This window comes from Lentzea californiensis (genome assembly GCF_024648825.1).
GTDB lineage: Bacteria > Actinomycetota > Actinomycetes > Mycobacteriales > Pseudonocardiaceae > Lentzea > Lentzea californiensis.
In genome coordinates this window covers 508,697-523,932 of the sequence record NZ_JANBBE010000001.1, presented here as the reverse complement: position 1 = coordinate 523,932, position 15,236 = coordinate 508,697, and the positions used below count along the sequence as shown (strand labels likewise).

At 69.6% G+C, this 15,236-nt stretch carries 16 protein-coding genes; 11 read left to right on the top strand and 5 right to left on the bottom strand.

The features are described from left to right. Positions 1–6: 6 nt before the first annotated feature. Genes LX88_RS02820 through LX88_RS02810 form a run of 3 tightly spaced genes read right to left on the bottom strand, consistent with a single transcriptional unit; the run spans position 7 to position 2,015 of the window. Positions 7–732, bottom strand: coding sequence for a maleylpyruvate isomerase N-terminal domain-containing protein (locus tag LX88_RS02820; protein ID WP_258946293.1), 726 nt, complete (start codon positions 730–732; stop codon positions 7–9). Between the two features lie 9 nt (positions 733–741). Beyond that, positions 742–1,548 carry a class I SAM-dependent methyltransferase gene (locus LX88_RS02815; protein ID WP_258946292.1) on the bottom strand — a complete coding sequence of 269 codons (807 nt, stop codon included), beginning with the start codon at positions 1,546–1,548 and terminating at the stop codon, positions 742–744. Beyond that, positions 1,527–2,015 carry a DUF2505 domain-containing protein gene (locus LX88_RS02810; protein WP_258946291.1) on the bottom strand — a complete coding sequence of 163 codons (489 nt, stop codon included), beginning with the start codon at positions 2,013–2,015 and terminating at the stop codon, positions 1,527–1,529. The genes LX88_RS02815 and LX88_RS02810 overlap by 22 nt, the downstream gene beginning before the upstream one ends. Between LX88_RS02810 and LX88_RS02805 the strand changes: the two genes are divergently transcribed. Both LX88_RS02805 and LX88_RS02800 read left to right on the top strand, forming a co-directional pair. Beyond that, entirely contained in the window at positions 2,014–3,114 is a 1,101-nt protein-coding gene (locus LX88_RS02805) for a UDP-N-acetylmuramate dehydrogenase (RefSeq protein WP_258946290.1), read from the top strand. The genes LX88_RS02810 and LX88_RS02805 overlap by 2 nt on opposite strands. A gap of 76 nt (positions 3,115–3,190) precedes the next feature. Next, positions 3,191–4,219 carry a chymotrypsin family serine protease gene (locus tag LX88_RS02800; protein WP_258946289.1) on the top strand — a complete coding sequence of 343 codons (1,029 nt, stop codon included), beginning with the start codon at positions 3,191–3,193 and terminating at the stop codon, positions 4,217–4,219. On the opposite strand, the gene LX88_RS02795 is transcribed toward LX88_RS02800, so the two are convergent. Further along, a complete protein-coding gene (locus LX88_RS02795; RefSeq protein WP_090066009.1) occupies positions 4,173–4,904 on the bottom strand; it encodes an SDR family NAD(P)-dependent oxidoreductase in 732 nt (243 codons plus the stop codon). The two genes, LX88_RS02800 and LX88_RS02795, sit on opposite strands and share 47 nt — an antisense overlap. 93 nt (positions 4,905–4,997) lie before the next feature. On the opposite strand from LX88_RS02795, the gene LX88_RS02790 reads away from it, so the two are divergent. From LX88_RS02790 to LX88_RS02765, 6 genes are all read left to right on the top strand, one after another. Further along, on the top strand, positions 4,998–6,137 hold the full coding sequence (locus LX88_RS02790) for a L,D-transpeptidase (RefSeq protein WP_258946288.1): 1,140 nt from the start codon (positions 4,998–5,000) through the stop codon (positions 6,135–6,137). Positions 6,138–6,180: 43 nt separating this feature from the next. Beyond that, on the top strand, positions 6,181–6,945 hold the full coding sequence (locus tag LX88_RS02785) for an alpha/beta fold hydrolase (RefSeq protein WP_258946287.1): 765 nt from the start codon (positions 6,181–6,183) through the stop codon (positions 6,943–6,945). Further along, a complete protein-coding gene (mshA, locus tag LX88_RS02780; RefSeq protein WP_258946286.1) occupies positions 6,942–8,189 on the top strand; it encodes a D-inositol-3-phosphate glycosyltransferase in 1,248 nt (415 codons plus the stop codon). The genes LX88_RS02785 and mshA overlap by 4 nt, the downstream gene beginning before the upstream one ends. After that, the gene (locus LX88_RS02775) at positions 8,186–8,665 is read left to right on the top strand and encodes a type III secretion system chaperone family protein (RefSeq protein ID WP_258946285.1); all 480 of its coding nucleotides are present in this window, start codon (positions 8,186–8,188) and stop codon (positions 8,663–8,665) included. The genes mshA and LX88_RS02775 overlap by 4 nt, the downstream gene beginning before the upstream one ends. A 141-nt stretch (positions 8,666–8,806) precedes the next feature. After that, on the top strand, positions 8,807–9,574 hold the full coding sequence (locus LX88_RS02770) for a DUF4349 domain-containing protein (protein ID WP_258946284.1): 768 nt from the start codon (positions 8,807–8,809) through the stop codon (positions 9,572–9,574). Positions 9,575–9,982: 408 nt separating this feature from the next. Further along, entirely contained in the window at positions 9,983–11,548 is a 1,566-nt protein-coding gene (locus LX88_RS02765) for a 4-coumarate--CoA ligase family protein (protein WP_258946283.1), read from the top strand. Between the two features lie 53 nt (positions 11,549–11,601). Here the strand turns inward: LX88_RS02765 and LX88_RS02760 are convergent, their stop codons facing one another. After that, positions 11,602–12,159, bottom strand: coding sequence for a dihydrofolate reductase family protein (locus LX88_RS02760; RefSeq protein WP_258946282.1), 558 nt, complete (start codon positions 12,157–12,159; stop codon positions 11,602–11,604). 114 nt (positions 12,160–12,273) lie between these two features. Between LX88_RS02760 and LX88_RS02755 the strand changes: the two genes are divergently transcribed. From LX88_RS02755 to LX88_RS02745, 3 genes are all read left to right on the top strand, one after another. After that, the gene (locus LX88_RS02755; RefSeq protein ID WP_258946281.1) at positions 12,274–13,020 is read left to right on the top strand and encodes a phosphoglyceromutase; all 747 of its coding nucleotides are present in this window, start codon (positions 12,274–12,276) and stop codon (positions 13,018–13,020) included. 349 nt (positions 13,021–13,369) lie between these two features. Continuing rightward, positions 13,370–14,542 carry a sensor histidine kinase gene (locus LX88_RS02750; protein WP_258946280.1) on the top strand — a complete coding sequence of 391 codons (1,173 nt, stop codon included), beginning with the start codon at positions 13,370–13,372 and terminating at the stop codon, positions 14,540–14,542. Next, entirely contained in the window at positions 14,539–15,219 is a 681-nt protein-coding gene (locus tag LX88_RS02745) for a response regulator (protein WP_030477953.1), read from the top strand. The genes LX88_RS02750 and LX88_RS02745 overlap by 4 nt, the downstream gene beginning before the upstream one ends. The last annotated feature ends 17 nt before the right edge of the window (positions 15,220–15,236 follow it).

The window sequence follows — 15,236 nt, the reverse complement described above, 5'->3', positions numbered from 1 at the left end:
AAGTATTCACGGCCTGGGCAGCGCCGCCAACAGCGACTCGTCTCCGGTCACGATCGCGTGGCCCGGCCGGGCGTAGACGGCCCGGTAGATCGCGTCCGCGGTGCCCGCGAGGGTGGCGTCCTCGTCGAAGGCCGAGTCCTGCGGTGCGGTGACGACCAGCGGCTCGCCCTCCGTCAGCCTGACCTCCCAGGCGCGGCCCGCGTCGGCGGCGTGCACCAGCAGCCGGCCGGTCGCCTTGACGCCCTGGCCCAGCTCGATCCGGCGCGGGACCATCACGGTGAGGTACTCGTCGACGCCGTCCGCGGCGAACTCCGGGTCGAACACCAGCGGCGGCAGCTCGTGGCCGGTGGCCAGTTCCGCGTCCAGTCGGTGGATCGACGTCTCGTGCGCCTGCCTGCGCGCCCAGAAACCGGCGAGCTGCGGGCCGCTGAACGTCCACGCGGGACGGTCGGCTGGCACCTCGCGCAGCCGCTCCAGGAGCGTGGAAAGCCCCGTCTCCCACCAGGAGAGCGTCTCTTCGAAGCCCTCCGGAGCCTTCGGCCACTTCGGCCGGCCGTCCTCGGGCGCGGTCACGACGGCCTGTCCCGCCCACGTGTGCACCTCCGCCATGTGCCGGACGAGGTCCAGCACCGTCCACTCGGGACAGGAGGGAACGGGGGCGTCCGGACCCGCCTTGACAGCGGCCGAACGCATCAGCGAAGCCTGGGTCTCGATCTGCGCGACGAAGTCCACAACCCCAGCCTAGGGCGCGACGGCCGCCCATTCGAGCGTGATTTCGCCGAGCCGCCACCGCCGCCGGTCGTCCAGCACCGGCCAGCCGCGGTCGCGCAGCAGCCGTGCCGACTCCACCCACCGCGCCCGAGGACCGAACGGCGCGAACGGCGCCGCGGTGGCCCAGCAGGCGTCCAGGTCGGTCAGCAACGCGTGCACGCGCTCACCGGGCACGTTCTTGTGGATCAACGCCTTGGGCAGCCGCTCGGCCAGGTCGGAGGGCACGTCGATGCCGGACGGCTTGCACGCCAGCGTGAACCGCAGGGGCCCGTCGGAGGACAGCGTCACCCAGGTGCACCGGCGTCCGATCTCGTCGCAGGTGCCCTCGACGACCAACCCGCCGGGAGCCATGCGCGACAGCATCGTGTCCCACGCCTCGAACGCCTGCTCCTCGGTGTACTGGCGCAGCACGTTGAAGGCGCGCAACAGCACCGGCCGCGCACCGGCCAGCTCGAAGCCGCCGCGCCGGAAGTCCAGCAACGGCGGTGACGCCACGGCCTTGCCCGCGTCCACCCGGTCCTGGTCGATCTCCAGACCGAGCACGCGCACGTCGGGACGGACGGCCCGCAGCCGGGAAGCCATCTCGACGGTCGTGATCGGCGTGGCCCCGTAGCCGAGGTCGACGACGAGCGGGTCGGGCGCGTCCAGCAGGAAGCCGGACAGCGTGCCGGTCATCCACCGGTCGACCCGGCGCAGGCGGTTCGGGTTGGTCGTGCCGCGGGTCGGAACGCCGAGCGCGCGGGCCCGGCCTGCGGCTAGCCGCGGTTTGCGAGCCATTGCGAGGTGAACTCGTTCTCCTTGTCGAGCAGCACCGCGACCTGCTCGGCGATCAGCTTCTCGATCTTGCCGCCGAGGAACGGGATGCTGACCTTGACCTCCCCCGAGAGGGTGAGCTTCGAGCCGGAACCGTTGTCCAGGACGGTGAACGAGCCGTCGAGGCGGCCGGGCACGCCGTTGACCGCCACCTCGACCGTGCCGGCGCCCGCCGCCCACGTCTCCGTGCGCTGGATCACCAGGTCGCCACCGAGCGCCGCCTTGACCGCGGACGGCACGTGCTCCGCGGGCACGCCCTGCTTGAGCTGGTACGACGTCTTCTCACCGGTGCTGGAGTACGTCACGAGCTGGGCGTCCTTGCCGCCGATCGCGGCCAGCCGGTCCCGCAGATAGGTCTCGTCGACCATCGCGCCGTAGACCTTCTCCGCCGAATGGGGTGACGTGGTGTGGTGCTCGATGCGGCGTGCCATGTCGCGGAGGCTACCGTTGACGTCTGTGACCACCACGCAGTCCGTACCTCTGGCCGAGCGCACCACGCTCCGACTCGGTGGCCCGGCCGCGCGGTTCGTCCACGCCACGACCGCCGCTGAGCTGGTCGAAGCCGTGCGAACAGCCGACGCCGCCGCCGACGAGAAGGTCCTCGTGCTCGGCGGCGGTTCCAACCTCGTGATCTCCGACGGCGGCTTCGACGGCACGGTCGTGCACGTCGCCACCAAGGGTTTCCGGCTCGACCCGCTGGGCGGCGGCATCGTCCAGTTCACCGTCGAGGCGGGCGAGGAGTGGGACGCGGTCGTCGCCGAGGCGGTCGCGCAGGGCCTGGGCGGGCTCGAGTGCCTGTCCGGCATCCCCGGCCTCAACGGCGCCACGCCCGTGCAGAACGTCGGCGCGTACGGGGTCGAGATCTCCCAGGTGCTCCAGTCGGTGGACCTGCTGGACCGCCGCAGCGGCAAGGTGCACCAGGTGCCCGCCGCCAAGCTGGGCCTCGACTACCGCACCAGCGTGCTCAAGGGCACGGACAACGCGGTCGTGCTGCGCACCAGGTTCTCGCTGACCGCCGGGGGCATGTCCGTGCCGATCCGCTACGGCGAGCTGGCGCGTGTGCTCGGTGTGGCGCAGGGTGAGCGCGTGCCGGCGGACGAGGCCCGCAAGGCCGTGCTGGAACTGCGGCGCGGCAAGGGCATGGTGCTCGACGCCACCGACCACGACACGTGGAGCGCGGGCTCGTTCTTCACCAACCCGATCATCGACGACTCGACGTTCAACGGCGTGCTGATCCGCATCGCCGAACGCCTCGGCGCCGACGTCGACGTGCCGAGCTATCCGGCGGGCCACGGCAAGAGGAAGCTCTCCGCCGCGTGGCTGATCGAACGCGCGGGCTTCCGCAAGGGCCACCAGGGCCCCGGCGGCCGGGTGTCGTTGTCCGGCAAGCACACGCTGGCGCTGACGAACCGCGGCGGCGCGTCGACCGAGGACCTGCTGGACCTCGCCCGTGAGGTGCGCGACGGCGTGCGGGCCGCGTTCGGCGTCGAACTGCACCCCGAACCGGTCTTCGTAGGCGTTCAGCTGTAAGTCCGTCCGGGTGACTCCGTGTGACGAACCGCTACCAGGCGTGTTTCATTGTGGTAGGGGTGGAACGGAGGTCGCTATGGGCTACCTCGGCGAGGACGTGCGGGCGGTCGTCAGGCCGGTCAAGCGCATGGTCGAAGACGAGTTCCTGTCCCGGCCGGGCGTGATCGGTGTCGACATCGGCGAGAAGGTCACCGGCGGACGCCCGACGGGCAAGGTCGCGATCGTGGTCTACGTGTGCGCCAAGGGTCCTGGTCACCCGCGGCAGATCCCGGTGGAGGTCGGCGGCGTGCCGACCGACGTGGTCGCCGAGTCGATCGTGCTGCACCGCGCCAGGATCACGCGTGCTGAGGACGAGCAACCCGTTGCGGTGGAACGGCACCAGGTGCTGCGGGGTGGCATCGGCATCGGCCCGGCCCGGTCGTTCCGGGTCGTGCCACCGGAGGTCGAGCGTGCTGGCGAGTTCGTGATCGCCGGCACGCTCGGCGCGTTCGTGCTCACCCGTGACGAGCCTCGGAAGGTGCTGGGGCTCACCACTTTCCACGTCGGCTGTGTCGACGACTCGTGGGCGGTGGGCGACGAGTTCGTGCATCCGTCCAGAGTGGACGGTGGGGTGCCCGGTGCCGACCGGGTCGCCGTGCTGGACCGGGCGGCGCTCGCGGGCGCGGTCTCGGCGGCGGGGCTGCGGATGGGCGCCAGGCCGTTCCGCGCGGAGGTGCTCGACGTCGGCGCGGTCATGGGCAGCGCCCCGGCGAAGATCGGCTCGACCGTGCGCAAACGCGGCCGCACCACCGGACTCACGTACGGCGTGATCGAGTCGACGGACTCGACGCTGCGGCTCGACTTCGGTGGCGGCATCGGCGTGCGGACCCTGCGCGACCAGATCCGCGTCCACTCGTCCGAACGCTTCGGCGACCACGGCGACAGCGGGGCCGTCCTGGTCGACGCGGACAACTTCGTCGTCGGCCTGTACGTCGCCGGATCGGGCTCGACAGGATCCTTCCTGGGAGGGTTCGCGAACCCCGTCGAGCCCGTCCTGCGTCAGCTCGACGTGGAGTTGCTCACTCCCGGTGTGCCCGAGTCGCGGAGGCCTGGGCCCGCGGCTTGAGCACGATCGTGTCGAGGTTCACGTGCGAGGGCCGGGTGACGGCGAACGCGATCACGTCCGCCACGTCGTCCGCGACCAGCGGCGTGATGCCCTGGTAGACCTTGGCCGCGCGGTCGGTGTCGCCGCCGAACCGGTTCGCCGAGAAGTCCGTCTCGACCATGCCCGGCTGGATCTCGGTGACCCGCACCGGCTGGCCCAGCAGCTCGCCGCGCAACGTGCGGTGCAACGCCGACTGGGCGTGCTTGGCGCTCGTGTAGCCGGATCCGTTGTCGTAGGCCTCGTACGCCGCGATGGACGTCACGGACACGATGTGCCCGTCCCCGGACGCGATCAGCTTCGGGATGAACGCCTTGGTCACCAGCAGGGTGCCGAGGACGTTCGCCTCCCACATCCAGCGCCACTCGTCCGCGACGCCCTCGGCCACGGTCGAGAGCCCGCGCGCACCGCCCGCGTTGTTCACGAGCACGTTCGCTTCGGGTACCCGGTCCGCGAAAGCGGCGACGGAGGTCTCGTCGGTGACGTCCAGCTCGATGGCCGTCCCTTCGATCTCCTTCGCGATAACGTGGAGGAGGTCCAGACGACGTGCTCCGAGCACGACGTGGAAGCCCTCGGCGGCCAGCCGCCGCGCGGTGGCCTCGCCGATGCCCGCGCTAGCTCCGGTCACAACTGCGACAGGTCGATTCACGACTTCGATCGTAGGCTGCCGAGCCCGTTGTGACCGACGTCACCCACACCGCAACAGGGTGTTGGACGTCCACCATGGTGGGAGGTCGAAACCGTGAAGAGAACACTTGTCGCGCTGGTCGCTGGACTGACGCTGCTGACCGGCTGCTCGAGTGTCGAGACGGGCACACCCAAGGCGGACAGCTCGCTGCCGTCCGCGAAGGTGACCCTGTCCCCGGTCGACGGAACCAAGGACGTGCAGGTCACGACCCCGGTCCAGGTCACCGTGGTGGACGGCAAGATCGAGTCCGTCGCACTGAAGTCACCCGAGGGCGCCGACGTCAAGGGCACCCTCACCGAAGACAAGTCGGGCTGGACGACCGCCGAGCCGCTGGGTTACGGCAAGACGTACAGCTTCGCCGGCAAGGCAGTCGGCACCGACGGCAAGCCCGTCGAGCTCAAGGGCTCGTTCACCACCGTCGCGCCCGGTTCGCAGACCCGCGCGACGCTCTGGCCCTCCGACAACCAGACGGTCGGCGTCGCGGCGCCGATCATGGTCAAGTTCGAGGCGCCGGTGCAGGACAAGGCGACCGTCGAGAAGGCGCTCAAGGTCACCAACTCGGCGAACGTGCAGGGCTCGTGGGCCTGGCTCACCGCCCAGGAGGTGCACTACCGGCCGGAGAAGTACTGGCCCGCGAACACCACCGTCAAGGTCGAGGCCAAGCTCTACGGCGTCAACTACGGCGGCGGCGCGTTCGGCAAGGCCGACGTGACCAGCGACTTCACCATCGGCCGCAACCAGGTCGTGAAGATCGACAACCCGACGCACCGGCTCAAGGTGTTCCGGGACGGCGCGCAGGTCGCGGACTACCCGGCGTCGTTCGGCAAGGACGCGGACCCCGAGCTCACGACGCCGAACGGCACGTTCGTGGTCATGGCGAAGAACGACACGTTCTCGTTCGACAACCCGCGTTACGGCTACACCAACGTCGTGAAGAAGTGGGCCGTCCGGTTCTCGAACCACGGCGAGTTCATCCACGAGAACAACGACAACGCGGCGAACATCGGCACCAACAACACCTCGCACGGCTGCGCGAACCTGCTGGAAGCCGACGCGAAGGCGTACTACGACTCGGCACTGGTCGGTGACCCGGTCGAGGTGACCGGCTCGATCACGACGCTGCCGGCCCAGTTCGACTGGTACGACTGGCAGCTCTCGTGGCAGCAGTGGAAGGGCAAGTCCGCCATCAAGTAGGACCGGCGGGAATGCGTCCCCCGACCAGGTCGTTCGTACAGGCGTGCAGCTGACACAGGTGACGGCGGCCGGCGGGGGACGACTGGCCGTTCGTGAGGCAGGCAGGCCTGGAGCGCCACCGGTGGTGCTGATCCACGGCTGGGCACAGACGGGTGCTGTCTGGGACCTGCCCGATTTTCACACCTACGCCGTCGACCTGCGGGGACACGGCGAGTCAGACGACTTCGGCGACTACCGCGACTCCTACCAGTGGGCCGCGGACCTCAAGGCCGTGCTCGACCACACCGGACCGGCGACGGTCGTCGGGTGGTCCTACGGCGGGCTCGTCATCGCCGACCACCTCCGCTTCCACGGCACCGCGCAGATCACCGCGCTGGTGTTCGTGAGCGCCATCACCGAGATCGGCCGCGGTCGCCCCGGAGGCGAGACCGGGCCGGTGATGCGGAACGCCCTGCCCGGCGCGATCACCGACGACGCCGTGCTGGCGGAGTTCTGCGCGGCGATGGCACCCGTCCTGCCTGCTGAGAAGGTCGCCGAGCTCACTGCCGCGGCGACCTCGGTCAGCCATAAGGTGCGGGGCGAGCTGTTCCGCAGGGACGTGGGCAGCGCCGACGTGTTGAAGGCCGTAGACGTGCCGACCCTGGTCGTGCACGGAACTCAAGACGAGGTGGTCGCCCCCGCGGCCGCCGAGTACTCCGCCGCCCTGATCCCCGGAGCCGAGTTGAGCCTGTACCCCGACACCGCGCACGCGCCCTTTCTGGAGCGGCCGGAGCGGTTCACCGCCGATCTCCTGCGAGTCGCCCGATGAAGCGCGTCGCGGTGCTCTCAGTGCACACGTCGCCGCTCGAACAGCCGGGGACGGGGGACGCGGGCGGGATGAACGTCTACATCGTGCAGACGGCCACCCGGATGGCCCAGCGCGGGGTCGAGGTGGAGATCTTCACCCGTGCCACGTCGTCGGAACTGCCGCCGGTCGCCGAACTCGTGCCCGGCGTGCGGGTCCGGCACGTCGCCGCGGGGCCGTTCGAGGGCCTGGGCAAGGAGGAACTGCCCGGCCAGCTCTGCGCGTTCACGGCGGGTGTCCTGCGGGCCGAGGCACGCCACGAGCCGGGCTACTACGACGCGATCCACTCGCACTACTGGCTGTCCGGGCAGGTCGGCTGGCTGGCGCGCGAACGCTGGGGCGTGCCGTTGGTGCACACCGCGCACACGCTGGCCAAGGTGAAGAACCTGGCGCTGGCCGAGGGCGACGCGCCGGAGCCCCGGATGCGGGTGATCGGCGAGGAGCAGGTCGTCAACGAGTCGGACCGGCTCGTCGCGAACACCGACATCGAGGCCAGCGAGCTGATCAAGCTCTACGACGCGGAGCCGTCCAAGGTGGCCGTCGTGCCGCCCGGTGTCGACCTCGACCGCTTCACGCCCGGCGACCAGGCACGGGCACGGCACTGGTTCGGCATCCCGCAGGACGCGGTCGTGCTGGCGTTCGTCGGCCGGATCCAGCCGCTGAAGGCTCCTGACGTGCTGCTCCGGGCCGCGGCCGAGATGCTCGTGCGCGATCCTGGGCTGCGGTCGAAGCTGGTCGTGCTGATCGTCGGCGGGCCTTCCGGCTCCGGCACCGAACGGCCGAAGGCCCTGGAGGAGCTGGCCGCGCAGTTGCAGATCACGGACGTGGTGCGCTTCCTGCCGCCGCAGCCGGGGCCGACGCTGGCCGAGGTCTACCGGGCGGCGGACCTGGTCGCGGTGCCGAGCCACAACGAGTCGTTCGGCCTGGTGGCGCTGGAGGCCCAGGCGTGCGGGACGCCCGTGGTCGCGGCGGCCGTCGGCGGGCTGCCGGTGGCGGTCAACGACGGCGTGTCCGGGGTGCTCGTGTACGGGCACGAGCCCGGTGAGTGGGCCTCGGCGATCAGCGGGGTGGCGTTGCCGCAGCGGGAGCACCTGGCGAGCAACGCCGTGGGCCATGCGCGACGCTTCTCGTGGGACCGCACGACTGATGCCCTGCTCGAGGGGTATCAAGAGGCGGGAGAAGTGTTCCGCCGGGAGGTTTTCGCTTGAGCGTCGACGCTGTGATCAAGGAGTTCCTGGACGAACGGGAGCTGAAGTACGACCGGCGCGAGCCCGGCAAGTTCTTCGTGACGCTGCCGGGCACCAAGAAGCTGCAGACCAACGTGTGGCTGGTCGAGACGACGCACGCGCTGGTGGTCGAGGCCTTCGTCTGCCGGCGGCCGGACCAGGCGTTCGAGGACGTGTACCGGTTCCTGCTGCGACGCAACGCACGGCTGTACGGCGTGCACTACACGATCGACGCCGAGGGTGACATCTACCTGGTCGGACGGGTCGGCAAGCACGCCGTGACCGCGGACGAGCTGGACCGCGTGCTCGGGCAGGTGCTGGAGGCGGCGGACGGCGACTTCAACCCGTTGCTCGAGATCGGGTTCGCCGACGCGATCCGGCGGGAGTGGGCGTGGCGGGTGTCGCGCGGCGAGTCGCTGGCGAACCTGCAGGCGTTCCAACATCTCGTTTCGGAGTAGCGGGCGACTCGTTTCGGACTAGGCGGCAACCCCCGGATCACTCCGGCCCGTCCGAAGGGCATGCGCAGACCAGGGGTGTGGGTGGGAATCGCGTTGCTGGCCCTTGTAGCAACCGGGTGCGGCAGTGGCTCCAGTGGTGGGATGTCGGCCAAGGACGCCGCTGCTCCACCGCAGGCGGCCCAGGAGAAGGCGCCGCAGCAGGAGAACAACGCCGGGCAGGCCGTGCAGCCAGTGCAGCAGCAGGAACGTCAGCTGGTGCGCACGGCGAACGTCGACCTGCGCAGTGACGACGTGCTGAAGGCGATCGGGCAGGTCAAGGACCGGGCGGCGGCCGTCGGCGGGTTCGCGGGCGAGGAGAACTCGACCAAGAGCTCCGGGTCCGTGACCGTGCGGGTGCCGTCGGCGGAGTTGGACAAGGTCGTCCGGGATCTCACGAGTGTGGGTGAGGTCACCCGCAGCGAGGTGCGCAGCCAGGACGTCACCGATCAGCTGGTGGACGTCGAGGCGCGGATCGCGACGCAGAAGGCCAGCGTCGAGCGGCTGCGCGTGCTGTTCGAGCGGGCCGGGTCGACGTCCGAGGTCGCGCAGGTCGAGCAGGAGCTGACCAAGCGGCAGGCCGACCTGGAGTCGATGCAGCGGCGCAGCGCGTCGTTGAAGGGCCAGGTCTCCCTGGCGACGCTGACCGTCCGGGTCGCGACGGTGCCGATCGCGGCGCCCGAGCCCGAGAAGGTCGGCTTCTTCGGTGCTTTGGCGGGCGGCTGGGACGCGCTGGGCACGGTCGTGGGTGTGATCCTGGTCGGCGTCGGCGCGATGCTGCCGTTCGTCGTGGCGCTGGGAGTGCCCGCCGCGCTGGTGGTCTACCTGCTGCGCAAGCGCAGGCGCGTCACCCGGATGAATGAAGCAGCGTGATCAAGTTCTACTGAAAGTGTGTCTTTGTTATGCGCGGAACGGCTCGGGAGAGAGGGGGAGTCGCTTCGAGCCGTTCCGCGTCAAAGTCCCCGCTGCTGTGGATCCGTGGACGGGGGGAGCCTGCGGATCCCAAGCGGGCCACGCGATTCGACGGGGGATGACGAACCGCGCTCGGTGCCTCGCGCTCGTCGAGTAAGCGTGGGAGCCGACTCGCGGAGGCGGTATCAACTTCTCAGATACATCCTTGCCATCACAAGTGCTTGTATTACTCCATTCGAGTGTATTTAGACCTGCTAAGTAACGCATCTGTAGCGATCGAGGAGTCCTTGACCTGCCCAGTGGGCTGGATCACGATGTGCCCACAGGCTGGGTGTACAGCGCTGTACAGCGAGTGAATGAGGTCGCCGCATGGTCTTTCGCAGTCCGTACCCCGATGTCGAGATTCCCGATGTGTCGCTGCACCAGCTGTTGTTCGGCGACGTCGCCGACCGGGTGGACCGGGTTGCGCTGATCGACGGCATGTCCGGCGCGACGATGACCTACGGGCAGCTCGCCGGGGCCGTCGACCGCATGGCCGCCGCGCTGGCCGCGCGAGGTATTGGCAAAGGTGATGTCGTCGGCATCCTCAGCCCGAACACGCCTTACTACGCCGTCGTGTTCCACGGCATCCTGCGTGCAGGCGCCACGGCGACCACGATCAACGCGCTCTACACGCCCGACGAGGTCGCGCACCAGCTGCACGACGCGGGCGCGAAGATGCTGTTCACGGTGTCCGTGCTGCTGCCGAACGCCGCTCCCGGCGCCGCGAAGGCCGGCGTGACCGACGTGGTCGTGCTCGACGGTGCCGAGGGCTACCCGTCGCTGCCCGAGCTGCTGGCGAACTCCCACCCGGTGCCCGAGGTGGAGATCAACCCGTCCGAGGACCTCGCGGTGCTGCCGTACTCGTCCGGCACGACCGCGTTGCCCAAGGGCGTGATGCTCACGCACCGCAACCTGGTCGCGAACCTCGTGCAGTGCGACCCGATCATGGCCGACGTCGGGGAGCACACCCGGATCCTCGCCGTGCTGCCGTTCTTCCACATCTACGGCATGCAGGTGCTGATGAACAGCGGCCTGTACATCGGCGGTGTCGTCGTGACGCTGCCGAGGTTCGAGCTGCCGGAGTTCCTCCGGGTCATCGCGGAGTACAAGACCGACCGCGTCTACATCGCCCCGCCGGTCGCCGTCGCGCTGGCCAAGCACCCGATCGTCGACAACTACGACCTCTCCCCGCTCAAGACGCTCTTCTCGGGCGCGGCGCCGCTGGACGAGGACCTGGCCGCCGCCGTGCGCAAGCGCATCGGCTGCCGCGTCGTGCAGGGCTACGGCATGACGGAGATGTCGCCGGTCAGCCACGCCATCCCGGACGGCCGTGACGACATCTCGGTCGGCACCGTCGGCGTGATCATCCCGAACCTGGAGTGCCGCCTGGTCGACCCCGCCTCCGGTGACGACGTCGGCGTGGGCGAGCGCGGCGAGCTGTGGTGCAAGGGCCCGAACATCATGAAGGGCTACCTGAACAACCCCGAGGCCACCGCCGCCACCATCGACGACGACGGCTGGCTGCACACCGGCGACGTGGCCGTCATCGACGCCGACGGCATCGTCTCGATCGTCGACCGCGTCAAGGAACTGATCAAGTACAAGGGCTACCAGGTCCCGCCGGCCGAACTCGAAGCCGTGCTGCTCACGCACGAGGAGATCGCCGACGCGGCGGTCATCGGCGTGCGCGACGCGGACGGCGAGGAGGTCCCGAAGGCGTTCGTGGTCCGCCAGCAGGGCTCTTCCATCGAGGGCGACGCCGTGATGGCGTTCGTGGCCTCGCACGTGGCGCCGCACAAGAAGGTGCGCGTGGTCGAGTTCATCGAGGCGATCCCGAAGTCGGCCGCCGGCAAGATCCTCCGGAAGGACCTGCGGGCCCGCGAACAGGCCTGATCCGCTGCGAAACTCGAACGCCCTGGCAACGCTCGTTGCCAGGGCGTTCGCCGTCAGTGCTGGGCCGCCGGCTTCCGCACGCGGAAGCGGAGCATCGTCACCGCACCCGACTGCGTGTTGGCGAACGGTTCCAGGTCGATCCGCCCGAGGTCCGAGGTCGAGTACCGCACGCCGTCGCCGAGCAGCACCGGCAGGACGTACACCAGGACCTCGTCGACGAGCCCCTGCCGCAGGCACTGGCTGGCCACGTCGGCACCGAGGACCTCCAGGTCCTTCCCGCCCGCCGCCGCGCGCGCCGTGGCGACGGCCTCCGCGAGGTCGCACGAGAGGAACGTGATGCCGGCCTCTGGTTCGTCCGGCGGCCGGTGCGTCAGGACGAACTGCGGTCCGCCGTCGTAGGTGGTGTCCTCCTGGCGCATCTTCCTGGCGACCTCGTAGGTGCCCCTGCCGACGAGCATGGCGCCCGTGGCCTGCTCGACCTCGGGGAACGGGTTGTCCTCGAAGTGCTCGAAGACCCAGTCCATCGCGTGACCGGGACCTGCGATGAAGCCGTCCAGGGACATCGCCCTGTTGACCACGACCTTGCCGGGATCGGCATTCGACTCGCTCATGCCGGTGCAGACTAGGCGCGGGCCGCGAACTCATCGCGCCGGCGAATCCCATGGCGTGGATCACGGTGCCCGGCCCGGGTACGGCGGGCGGGTCGGCATGGCAGGCTAGCTGCCATGTCTGTCGGAACTTTGATCCTGCTCCGCCACGGCGAGAGCACGTGGAACGCGGAGAACCTCTTCACCGGCTGGGTGGACGTTCCCCTGTCGGAGAAGGGTGAGAAGGAGGCCCGCCGGGGCGGCCAGCTGCTGCGCGACGCGGGCGTGCTGCCGGAGATCCTGCACACGTCGCTGATGCGCCGGGCGATCATGACCGCCAACCTGGCGCTCGACGCCGCCGACCGGCACTGGATCCCGGTCAAGCGCGACTGGCGCCTCAACGAGCGCCACTACGGCGCGTTGCAGGGCAAGAACAAGAAGCAGACGCTGGAGGAGTTCGGCGAGGAGCAGTTCATGCTCTGGCGCCGCTCCTACGACACCCCGCCGCCGCCCATCGAGCCCGGCAGCGAGTTCAGCCAGGACACCGACCCGCGCTACGCGGGCCTCGGCCCCGACCTGCCGCTGACCGAGTGCCTGCTCGACGTCGTGAAGCGCATGCTCCCGTACTGGGACAGCGAGATCGTTCCGGACCTGCGCTCTGGCAAGACGGTCCTCGTGGCCGCGCACGGCAACTCGCTGCGCGCGCTCGTGAAGCACCTCGACGGCATCTCGGACGAGGCCATCGCGGGGCTGAACATCCCCACCGGCATCCCGCTGCGCTACGACCTCGACGAGGACCTGAAGCCGATCAAGCCGGGCGGCGAGTACCTCGACCCGGACGCCGCCAAGAACGCCATCGCGGCAGTCGCGAACCAGGGCCGCTAGAAGCACTCCAAAACAGGCGCACCCGGCCTTCGGGTGCGCCTGTTCGCGCCTTCTCCACGTCGCGAGTTCGCGTCGGCCGCCCGAAGATGAGCCGCGAGTTCGCGTCGGTCGTCCGGGTCCCTCTTCGTGTCAACCGCCGAAGGCGATTCGGCGCGAAGCGGGACCCGGACGACCGACTTCCCGGCGAACTCGCCGCCGTCTGCGGAGCAGCGGCCAGCCAACACCATCACGGTTGGGTGAACTGCATCTGACCAGGGACGGAACAACCGTCCATTGAGGTGTCGCGGGTATCACGGTTCACGCTTCCGCACTAGGCCAAGACACCTCTGAGCTGCTTACCATTCGCCTCGTGACCACAACGGGTTACCTCGCTGTGTCGATCGGCCTCGCGCTCATCGGCGTAATCGCCGCTTTCCTCATCGGCCGGGCAACCGCCCCACGGCACCCCAGGAGGCCGGAAGGACTCACGGTCGCCGACCTGATCCAGCAGATCGTGCACGACTCCCACGACGGCATCGTGGTGCTGAACCACTTCGGCGACGTCGTGCTGCACAACCCACGGGCCGAAGAGCTCGGGATCGTCCGCAACAACCGCGTGGACGACCGGGCCCGCAAGGCCGCCGAGGGCGTCCGCGGCAGCAACGAGGTCGTGTACGTCGACCTCTCGCCGCTGGACGGCTACCGGACGGGCCGGCAGCCCGAGGCCGTGCACGCCGAGGTCCGGTTGCTCGTCGAGGACTTCATCGTCGTCGACGCGACCGACGAGTCCGAGGCCGTGCGGCTGGAGAAGACCCGGCGCGACTTCGTGGCGAACGTCAGCCACGAGCTCAAGACCCCGGTCGGCGCGCTGGCGCTGCTCGCGGAGGCCGTCCTGGACGCGAGTGACGACCAGGACGAGGTCCGCCGGTTCAGCGCGAAGATCATGCAGGAGGCCACCCGCCTCGGCACGCTCGTCACCGAGCTGATCGCGTTGTCCCGGCTGCAGGGTGCGGAGAAGCTGCCGGAGCTCAGCGACACCGAGGTCGACGTCGTGATCAACGAGGCGTTGTCGCGGTCCAAGCTCGCCGCCGAGTCCGTCAACATCTCGATCAACGTCGACGAGCCCAGCGGGTTCGTCGTGCCAGGTGACCGGTCGTTGCTGGTCACGGCGCTGACGAACCTGCTGGACAACGCTGTCGCGTACTCGCCGCCCGGCAGTCCCGTCAGCGTGAGCCGCAGGCTGGTCGACGGGCACGTCGAGATCGCGGTGACCGACCGCGGCATCGGCATCGCCGAGGACCAGCAGATCCGGGTCTTCGAGCGGTTCTACCGCGTCGACAAGGCCCGATCGCGCGCGACCGGGGGCACCGGACTCGGGCTCGCGATCGTCAAGCACGTCGCCGCCAACCACGGCGGTGAGGTGAAGCTGTGGAGCCTGCCGGGAACGGGGTCCACCTTCACGCTGCGGATCCCCGCCGCGGCGGCCGAACAGAACCCGACTCTCGTGCCGGCTGGCACGGGTGAGCCAGGAGGAGAGCTGTGACCAGGGTGCTCATCGTGGAGGACGAGGAGTCCTTCGCCGATCCGCTCGCCTTCCTGCTGCGCAAGGAAGGGTTCACCGCCGCGCTCGCCGCGACGGGCCAGGAGGCGCTCGAGGAGTTCGACCGCAACGGTGCGGACATCGTGCTGCTCGACCTGATGCTGCCGGGCATGAGCGGCACGGACGTGTGCAAGCAGCTCCGTCAGCGCTCGGCCGTCCCCGTGATCATGGTGACGGCCCGCGACAGCGAGATCGACAAGGTCGTCGGGCTCGAGCTCGGCGCCGACGACTACGTCACCAAGCCGTACTCGGCGCGCGAGCTCATCGCCCGCATCCGCGCGGTGCTGCGCCGCGGCGGTGAGTCCGAGGACCTGCTCCCGCAGATCCTGGAGGCCGGTCCGGTGCGGATGGACGTGGAACGCCACGTCGTCACCGTCGCGGGTCAGGACATCAGCCTCCCGCTCAAGGAGTTCGACCTCCTGGAGTACCTGCTGCGCAACGTCGGCCGCGTCCTCACCCGGGGACAGCTGATCGACCGCGTGTGGGGAGCGGACTACGTGGGCGACACGAAGACGCTGGACGTGCACGTCAAGCGGCTGCGTTCGAAGATCGAACCCGACCCGTCGGCTCCCCGTCACCTCGTCACGGTCAGGGGTCTGGGTTACAAGTTCGAGTCCTGACGGACACGACCAGGTAC